Origin of the sequence: Acaryochloris sp. IP29b_bin.137, assembly GCF_028285745.1 — a bacterium.
GTDB lineage: Bacteria > Cyanobacteriota > Cyanobacteriia > Thermosynechococcales > Thermosynechococcaceae > Acaryochloris.
In genome coordinates this window covers 1-8,685 of the sequence record NZ_JANQOP010000080.1, presented here as the reverse complement: position 1 = coordinate 8,685, position 8,685 = coordinate 1, and the positions used below count along the sequence as shown (strand labels likewise).

The window sequence follows — 8,685 nt, the reverse complement described above, 5'->3', positions numbered from 1 at the left end:
CAACATGTCCTATTCACAAACTAGAACTCAGTCAAAGGCCGGATATGATGCTGGCGTTAAAGACTATAAACTGACCTATTACACGCCGGACTATACCCCAAAAGATACTGACATCCTTGCTGCCTTTCGGATGACCCCTCAGCCTGGTGTTCCTCCTGAAGAAGCAGGGGCTGCGGTTGCGGCTGAATCCTCAACGGGAACTTGGACCACGGTGTGGACTGACCTGTTGACCGATTTGGATCGATATAAGGGCCGCTGCTATGACATCGAAGCAGTTGCGAACGAAGATAATCAGTACATTGCCTACATCGCCTATCCCCTCGACTTGTTCGAAGAAGGCTCTGTCACTAACCTGCTAACTTCTTTGGTGGGTAACGTGTTTGGCTTTAAGGCACTCCGAGCATTACGTCTAGAAGATATTCGCATTCCGGTGGCCTACCTGAAGACCTTCCAAGGTCCGCCCCACGGGATTACTGTTGAGCGAGACAAGATTAATAAGTATGGTCGTCCACTCTTGGGTTGCACGATTAAGCCCAAGTTAGGTCTATCCGCGAAGAACTACGGTAGAGCCGTATATGAGTGTCTGCGTGGTGGTCTTGACTTCACTAAGGATGATGAGAACATTAACTCTCAGCCGTTTATGCGCTGGCGCGATCGCTTCTTGTTCGTCGCTGAAGCCATCCACAAAGCCCAAGCAGAAACCGGCGAAATTAAGGGTCACTACCTCAACGTCACCGCCGCCACCTGTGAGGAAATGCTCAAGCGGGCCGAGTTCGCTAAAGAACTGGAAATGCCCATCATCATGCATGACTTTATCACCGGTGGTTTTACCGCTAACACCTCGTTGGCCCACTGGTGTCGTGATAACGGAGTGCTGCTCCATATTCACCGAGCCATGCACGCTGTGATTGACCGTCAGAAGAACCACGGTATGCACTTTAGAGTTCTGTCGAAGTGTCTACGGATGTCTGGTGGTGACCACATTCACACCGGTACAGTTGTGGGTAAATTGGAAGGTGAAAAAGGCATCACCATGGGATTTGTGGATCTCTTGCGTGAGAACTATGTCGAGAAAGATCCTTCCCGTGGTATCTACTTCACTCAAGACTGGGCTTCTATGGGCGGCGTTATGGCGGTTGCCTCTGGTGGTATTCACGTTTGGCACATGCCTGCTCTAGTGGAAATCTTTGGTGATGACTCTGTTCTCCAATTTGGTGGTGGAACCTTGGGTCACCCTTGGGGTTGTGCGCCGGGTGCAACGGCTAACCGAGTTGCCCTTGAAGCTTGTGTGCAAGCGCGTAACGAAGGTCGAGACATGACTCGTGAAGGTGGCGACATCCTGCGTGAAGCGGCTAAGTGGAGTCCTGAACTGGCTGTTGCTCTAGAAGTCTGGAAAGAGATTAAGTTCGAATTCGAGGCCATGGATACCGTCTAATTCTCTTGGAGTGAGGGTAAAGGCTGACTTTGCCCTCACTCCATTGAGGAAGATGAGTGTTCTTCCAGCTCACTGTTCAACGCAAGATCGAATCCCAGTTCTACGGGCTGGATTGCATGAAATACAAACGCGTTGCCCAAGATACAGCCCAAGTGCTGATCAGCTATTTGACCTATCAAGCGGCCAAACTAGTGATTACTCAGCTCTATGAAACAAATCCCGGTTTAGGAATTTGGCTGTCGGAATTTTCTTCGACGGATCGAGTTCAAGACGGTGAGCTGTATCTGGACGCACTGATGCAAGAAGATCGAGAGTTAGCGTTGCGACTATTGACCGTTCGAGAGCATCTTGCAGAAGAGGTCGTCGAATTTTTACCAGAGATGGTAAAAACCGGCATTCAAGAATCGAATGTGGGGCACCGACGCCGACTCCTGGAACGGATGACTCAAATGGCACCGCCAGAAGAGTCTAACGCCAACGAAGATATGCTCTCAAACGACAATGTGCTGGAGGCTGAAACGGACGCTGATGAGGAAGAAGAGCGGGATTAGATGTCCCTTCCAAACCTCAGACCCTTTTTGCAGTTTTTGATGGAAATACTACGGACAACAAAATGAGAACTTTACCTATTGAGCAACGTTTCGAGACCTTCTCCTACTTGCCACCGCTCAACGACGATCAAATTCGTCGGCAAATTCAGTACATTCTGGATCAAGGCTATATTGCAGGAATTGAATTCAATGATTCTCCTGCGCCTACCGAATACTATTGGACGATGTGGAAGCTACCGCTCTTCAAAAACCCCTCTGTGCAGGATGTTTTATATGAGATTGGCGAATGCCGTTCTGAGTATTCCGATAAATATATTCGGGTGGTCGGATTTGACAATATCCGCCAATGTCAAGTGATGAGCTTTATTGTTCATAAGCCTGGCAACAATAGTGGGTACCGCCCCTACTAAACTCTAGTGTGAATAGGGCACTAGCTTTCTAAGCTCGGGAGGGGTAGGGTTTCCTGCCTCTCCTCCTTTTTTGGCTGGAAGCTAACCAGACTGAATAGGGCTACCAAAGCAAGGTGAGGGGGGATGCTTGTTAAAGTTTGCTGCCAATACCTTGACAATTGCAGTAAAGCCTATATGACTTAGCAATAGTGATTGGGTATTTGGACCATGCCGAAGGATGACAAGGATCTGCGGATTTGTTTTGTGGGGGATTCATTTGTTAATGGAGTAGGCGATTTAGGGTGCTTGGGATGGACAGGCCGCGTTTGTGCCACCATGTATCGACGAGGCTATGATTTCACTAGCTATAACTTGGGCATTCGTCAAAATACGAGTGCTGATATTGAAGATCGCTGGTTATCAGAAGTGCAAGCTCGTTGCCCAGCTGGAACGAATGGTCGAGTGGTGTTTAGCTTTGGGGTCAACGATACCGCCCAAGAGTACGATCATTGTCGAGTGGATATGCCCCTTTCCCTGGAGAATGCTCGGCGCATCTTTAGAACGGCGAAGCTGCGCTATCCGATTTTGATGATTGGCCCCCCTGCGATCGCAGATCCAGACCATAACGAGCGCGTCAAAGATCTCTCTGAGAACCTCAGCATTCTCAGCCAAGAATTGGACGTGTCCTACCTAGATATTTGGACCCCCCTCTCCCGCTCCAGTATTTGGCTAAACGATATCAAGGCGAGAGATGGCTATCATCCCGGTAGTACGGGCTATACGGAAATGGCCGTGATTATCCAGAAGTGGTCGGCTTGGCTGGACTGGTTTAAACGTGATCGGCCTGAATGACACAGGAGACTAGGTCGACTCGACATGCAGTTAAGAGCTGCCTGCTAGATATCTGCCGCAAACTTTTTAAGGTCTATTATTGGCTCTTTGCGATGACGTTTAGCTAGGAATGAGCTAGACACTCTAGCTCTATTTTTGGTGATTTGCATAATAATCACGTGTCCCCTTAGCCATCACCGCTTCACCAATTCGATCCAATGCATGAACATAAGCTGCAGTTCTCACCGAAATCTCTTTGGTTTGAGTAATTTGCCAAATCATCTCTGTTTCCTCCACCATCTTTTGCTGAAGCTGCTTCTGCACTTCCACCTCCGTCCAGTAGAGCCCACTCCGATTTTGCACCCATTCAAAATAGCTGACCGTCACCCCACCTGCGTTCACTAAAATATCTGGGAAGACCGTCGTACCCGCCTCCACCAAAATTGTATCTGCGGCTGAAGTCACCGGACCATTAGCCACCTCGAAAATATATTTCGCCTTAATCTGCTCCGCATTATCAGCCGTAATTTGATTCTCCAAAGCAGCAGGAATCAGCACATCCACCTCTAAAGCCAGCAACTCTTCATTGGTGATTGTGTCATGCTCAATAATGCTGCAGACACTGCCATCACAATAGACCGCCTTCATCGATCGGCTAGCTTCTTTATGCTTGCGAATACTGGCAATATCCAAGCCCTGAGGGGCATAAATGCCGCCCTGGGAATCGCTAACGGCAACGACTTTATAGCCTGCCTGATTGAGTAGCTCAGCCACGACCGCTCCAGCATTACCAAATCCCTGCACCGCTACTGTGGTTTGCTCAGGAATCAATCCTAACTTCGGTGCCATCGCCTCGATCACAAAAAAGGCTCCCATCCCCGTGGCTGAGTTTCTGCCGAGACTACCACCAATCGCAAGCGGTTTCCCTGTTACCACTCCTCGGCAAATTTGGCGTTTGATAATGCTGTACTGATCCATCATCCAGCCCATAATCATCGGGTTGGTATAGACATCGGGAGCCAGAATATCGATATCCGGGCCAATAAAATCGGCAATGGCATCAATATAGCCCCGACTTAAACGCTCTAGTTCCATCCGGGAGAGGGCTTTGGGGTCTACCGTAATGCCGCCCTTACCACCCCCAAAAGGTAAGTTTAGGGTGGCACATTTAAAGGTCATCCAAAACGCCAGGGATTGAACTTCATCAATGGAGACGCCGGGATGATACCGTACTCCGCCCTTGGCCGGACCTCGTGTATCGTCATAGCGGATGCGATAGCCTTGAAAAATTTTCAGTTCGCCATTATCCATGCGGACGGGAATGGAAACCCCGAGTTGGGCCTTGGGATATTTCAAGGTTTCTAAAACATCTTCAGGTAAGTCCACATGCTCTAAGGCGGTGGTTAAGCGGTGAGTGGCATCGCTAAAGAGTTGATCGTCTGTACCCAAGAGAATATCCTGCTGTGAAGGGCTGATTCCAGCCTACTCTCGACTTTGGGTTTGGGCGTGCGATCGCAGTGTTGATTCAATAAACATAACGAAACGCAACCATTGCCAGAATGTGGACGGTGGGTGAGGTTTGAGTCATTGCTTTGCTGGTGGGTCCAGCCTGATCGGCTGATCTCTTAGTTAGTGACTGACACCAGATGATGATGTGAGGGGCTTGGCTCGGAGCAGTTGTGAGTACGGTAGAGATTTACTTCAGCTCCTTACCTTACCCTATAGACCATAGAACGATATTGGTAACCCGCTCAAAGGGTGGACTAGCGGCAAAGGTTAAATGAGAGCATGACTAACGGTGTTGTCCCGCTCGTGTGGGTCATGATCGGCGTGTCTGGATCGGGTAAAACGACGATCGGTCGCTTGCTAGCTGATCGTTTAGCGTGTGATTTCTTAGAAGGCGATCGACGTCATCCTGCTGCCAATATTCAGAAGATGGCTGCTCAAATGCCGTTGACGGATGTAGATCGTCAAGAGTGGTTGGATGCGATCGCAGATGATATCCACCGAGCGATTACGCTGAATCGCGAAACAGTCCTTACCTGCTCAGCCCTCAAGCAAGCCCATCGTCAGCGATTAGCAAATTTAGGCCTCGTTCAGCTTGTGTGGCTAACGCTGCCAGAACCTGATCTGCGACAGCGATTAGCCCAGCGCCAGAATCACTATATGCAAACTGAACTCTTGGCGAGTCAGCTTGATGCTTTTGAAAGAATTGATTCCAAAGAGGCCACCATAGCCGTTGATGCGACTCAGTCACCATCAGAGGTAGTGGATCAAATCTGGTGGCAAGCGATAGATCGGTATCCTCGGTTGAAACAGGTTTGGTGGCAGCGCTAGTTGATTGTAGACCGGGCAAACAGGGATACTGCTGATAGGAATCGTCTCTCTATTCGCCCATACTTATAAGGATCATGCCCGTGACTCTGCCTCAACCCCTTCAGCTTTTGGCCCCCCTGTTGAGTCCTGAGCATTTATCTCCTTTATTGGCCCTTCAACAGTATTATCCAGAGGAGCTGTTGCATCAAAACTGGCCTGCCTATGCCCAGGGTTCTGATCCACTGGTTTTCTTACTGCAAGTATGGCGGGAACAACGCCCGGAAAATGAACCCCCGGCCCCGATTTGGAAATGTGATGCTGCATCGATCCAAGCCTGTCCCCATATTTCCACTTTGGTGAATAGTATCCATGCCTTTCAGAGGGTCGAAGGTGACCCGGAACAGTGGCTAGTCGCTGCCTGGTGGTGGGGAACTGCGGCGATTGTATGTCGGACGGCTGCTGATAAGTTAGAAAATGCGATCGCAGGGTGGTATCAACGGTATCGCTGTGCAGTTCTCTATCTCCAATCTCCAGAAATGGAACAGGATGCCCAAATCTTGGCCGCTTATAAAGCCGATCTGACCTGTAGCCATTCCTTGGATGTACCCAAGCAGGTGGATTTGTCCTGGGCGATTAAAGATGGGTTTGAGTGGGGTCAATGGCAACTGCCTTCAGCCCTCCAACCTTGGGGAAGTCAGTCTGAGTTGGGTCAAACCGTGATTGCTCATAATCCTGCGAAGGGAGCAGCGCCCACCCAGGAGTCTCAAACATCTGGCTCTGATGTCGTATCTTAGCTAAAATCGCGGAGCATTTTCTTGATTTCAAGGTTATGCATTTCTTCTTGCCCAATCTTGGTGCGAGCATACTCTTCCAGGTAAATACTGGCGTTTTCGACAATATCCAGAAGCTGCTTATAGAGATTCAACGCCATTTGCTCATGGTTGAGGCTTTCTTGCAGCAAGTTTCTAACCGCATGCTGGTTGGTTTCTTCAATGGGAGCAATCTTTTGGCTGGGATGTCCTTCTAAGCCAGTGATAATTTCTCCCGCCTCTTGAGCATGGGTCAGCGATTCGCTGGCCTGGGACTTAAAAAAGTCTACAATCGGCAATCGATTAGGTCCCGTCACCATTAAGCCATAGTGGGTGTAGCGGACCACGCCTGCCAATTCAAACTCCATAATCTGATTGAGGAGGGAAATGGTCGATACCGTATCAAGAGCTTTCATCGTCAGAGAGAATCAATGCTGGATGTGGCCCCTCACAACGCTCGATGGCTGGCAGTAGCAGCATTGAGGGTTGCAATAGAGGAAATCCAAGTGTAACACCTGGTTAATGGTGAATTGGCCTTTCGACTGAATCCTTTTTCTGCAGTTGAGGGTTAAAGGGAAGAAGCATGATTGGAGCCGTCTGGCAACCTATCCCATTTGCCGGAGCCACGCCGGAATCTGTTCCGAAAATTGATGATGATAGTTTTGTGCTTCACTGGCACTCATTCCTTCATGGAGCGCATCTTCCAGCAGTTTGCTCATGGAGCGCATGGAGTCTTCCACGTCGGTCCATGAGTCTGGTGATGTGTTTAAAAGGGCATTTAACTGAGACCGAATCCGATCAGCGGCAGGTGTGCCATTGACGGGTGAAGCAGATGGAGCCGAGGAGGCAGACTGTAGCCGGGGTGCCGGTACTTCACAGGCCACGGGAGGAGCATGGGTGCTGATCAGATACTGTTCTAGACGAGAGGGTAAGCTGGGCGGCTGTTCAACCAACTGGCTTTGGGGTGGAATGTAGGTATGGGTCTGGTCATCATAGGCCAGGACTTCGCCTGTCTCAATGTGATAAATCCAGCCGTAAATCTGCAGTTTGCCTTGCAGCATCCGCGATCGCACAATCGGATACGTCTTCAGATTATCAATCTGCACTAAGACATTTTCGGCCACTAAAATTTCAACCCGTTCTTCTCCCTCAGACTCTGGATAATTTTCGGCAACCACTCGTCGGGTCGTTTCGGCATGTTGTAACCAGTCATAAACTAAGGGCATATCTGCCTGCAGCTTGTTCAGCTTCATTAAGCCTTTCATCGCACCACAGTGGGAATGGCCGCAGATCACCACTTGATCGATCTCCAAAGCGGCAATGGCATATTCAATGGTGCCGCCCTCGCCGCCATTGGCTGCGCCATAGGGAGGCACAATATTCCCTGCATTCCGAATCACAAACAATTCCCCGACATCGGTTTGGGTAATAAGGTTGGGGTCTACCCGCGAGTCCGAGCAGGAGATAAAGAGAACGCGGGGTTTTTGACCATGGGAGAGTTCTTCTAAGAGGGCTTGGTGTTGGGCAACGTAGCTTTGCTTAAACTCTTGCAGTCCACGAACTAGCTTTTTCACAACTGAACTTCCTTGACACGACTTGGCGTGAACGATGTCATCGGGCCAAGTCCACGCAAGTTCTGGGATTGTAATCTTCTCAAGACTTTAGTTTAAACTATATTCAGACAGGCAATTCATATAAAACGTTTATCGTTGCCATCATTATCCTTAAAAATTGTCTAAAACTAAAAAACCAAGTCAGAGCAAGGCATCAATCGAGTTTGTGGCACAACATCATGAAACGGATATTGCAAGAGGTCTAGTAGCAACCCTTCCTTTGGAATCATGAATGCCGTCTCAGAAAAGCCAACTTCCGCTGCGATTCTCTGGATGGTTTTCGGGACTGCCGCAGTTTCACCAATCCTCACTCCGGCAGGGTTACTCCCATGTGGACCAGTGTTATCAGCAGAAAGCAGGTGTAGTGAGCAGTCAGGCATGGATTTCAAGCTTCTCTCTGGGATAGGCAATAGCAGATCATCGCTCAAGACAAGGCAAAAAAACAAGCTGTTCTTGCAATGAAGGGAAGGCTAGCCCATCTGAGCTAGCATTTTCACAAATCGGCTGAGGGGCAAAGTTTTGCGTTCTGAGACTTGACCATCGCCTAACTCGACGATCCGATCTTTGCCCTCCAAAGTTTGAGCAATATCAACGGAGTAGAAGGGAGCATCAATCCGTTGAGTTACGGTTTCAACAATGGCTGGTATAGCAATCAAAGATTGGGTTAGGACACTTTTCTGAAGGCATGATCCACCGCATCCCAAAAATTTTCGAACTGATGACCTGTTTTGCGTAAGCAAT

The 8,685-nt window shown here is 49.2% G+C and carries 10 protein-coding genes; 6 read left to right on the top strand and 4 right to left on the bottom strand.

Annotation, left to right across the window (positions count from 1 at the left end):
* Positions 1–4: 4 nt before the first annotated feature.
* The 4 genes from Q0991_RS06000 to Q0991_RS05985 all read left to right on the top strand — a co-directional run bounded on the left by Q0991_RS06000 (position 5) and on the right by Q0991_RS05985 (position 3,227).
* The gene (locus Q0991_RS06000) at positions 5–1,435 is read left to right on the top strand and encodes a form I ribulose bisphosphate carboxylase large subunit (protein ID WP_299406194.1); all 1,431 of its coding nucleotides are present in this window, start codon (positions 5–7) and stop codon (positions 1,433–1,435) included.
* Between the two features lie 116 nt (positions 1,436–1,551).
* Entirely contained in the window at positions 1,552–1,986 is a 435-nt protein-coding gene (locus tag Q0991_RS05995) for a chaperonin family protein RbcX (RefSeq protein ID WP_299486417.1), read from the top strand.
* A gap of 62 nt (positions 1,987–2,048) precedes the next feature.
* Positions 2,049–2,396, top strand: coding sequence for a ribulose bisphosphate carboxylase small subunit (locus Q0991_RS05990; RefSeq protein WP_299486416.1), 348 nt, complete (start codon positions 2,049–2,051; stop codon positions 2,394–2,396).
* 207 nt (positions 2,397–2,603) lie between these two features.
* The gene (locus Q0991_RS05985; protein WP_299486414.1) at positions 2,604–3,227 is read left to right on the top strand and encodes a GDSL-type esterase/lipase family protein; all 624 of its coding nucleotides are present in this window, start codon (positions 2,604–2,606) and stop codon (positions 3,225–3,227) included.
* Positions 3,228–3,356: 129 nt separating this feature from the next.
* On the opposite strand, the gene Q0991_RS05980 is transcribed toward Q0991_RS05985, so the two are convergent.
* Positions 3,357–4,655, bottom strand: a complete 1,299-nt coding sequence (locus Q0991_RS05980; RefSeq protein ID WP_299486413.1) for a Glu/Leu/Phe/Val dehydrogenase — start codon at positions 4,653–4,655, stop codon at positions 3,357–3,359.
* 339 nt (positions 4,656–4,994) lie between these two features.
* On the opposite strand from Q0991_RS05980, the gene Q0991_RS05975 reads away from it, so the two are divergent.
* The gene (locus Q0991_RS05975) at positions 4,995–5,543 is read left to right on the top strand and encodes a gluconokinase, GntK/IdnK-type (protein WP_299486411.1); all 549 of its coding nucleotides are present in this window, start codon (positions 4,995–4,997) and stop codon (positions 5,541–5,543) included.
* 74 nt (positions 5,544–5,617) lie between these two features.
* The gene (locus Q0991_RS05970; RefSeq protein WP_299486409.1) at positions 5,618–6,316 is read left to right on the top strand and encodes a hypothetical protein; all 699 of its coding nucleotides are present in this window, start codon (positions 5,618–5,620) and stop codon (positions 6,314–6,316) included.
* Here the strand turns inward: Q0991_RS05970 and Q0991_RS05965 are convergent.
* From Q0991_RS05965 to Q0991_RS05950, 3 genes are all read right to left on the bottom strand, one after another.
* Complete coding sequence (locus Q0991_RS05965) at positions 6,313–6,747, bottom strand: ferritin-like domain-containing protein (protein ID WP_299486407.1); 435 nt, start codon at positions 6,745–6,747, stop codon at positions 6,313–6,315. The two genes, Q0991_RS05970 and Q0991_RS05965, sit on opposite strands and share 4 nt — an antisense overlap.
* 189 nt (positions 6,748–6,936) lie before the next feature.
* Positions 6,937–7,905 (bottom strand): carbonic anhydrase, encoded by a 969-nt coding sequence (locus Q0991_RS05960; RefSeq protein WP_299486405.1) that lies wholly within the window; start codon positions 7,903–7,905, stop codon positions 6,937–6,939.
* Positions 7,906–8,414: 509 nt separating this feature from the next.
* Positions 8,415–8,685 (bottom strand): ATP-grasp domain-containing protein (locus Q0991_RS05950; protein WP_299486401.1); only part of this gene is annotated, 271 nt, incomplete at its 5' end.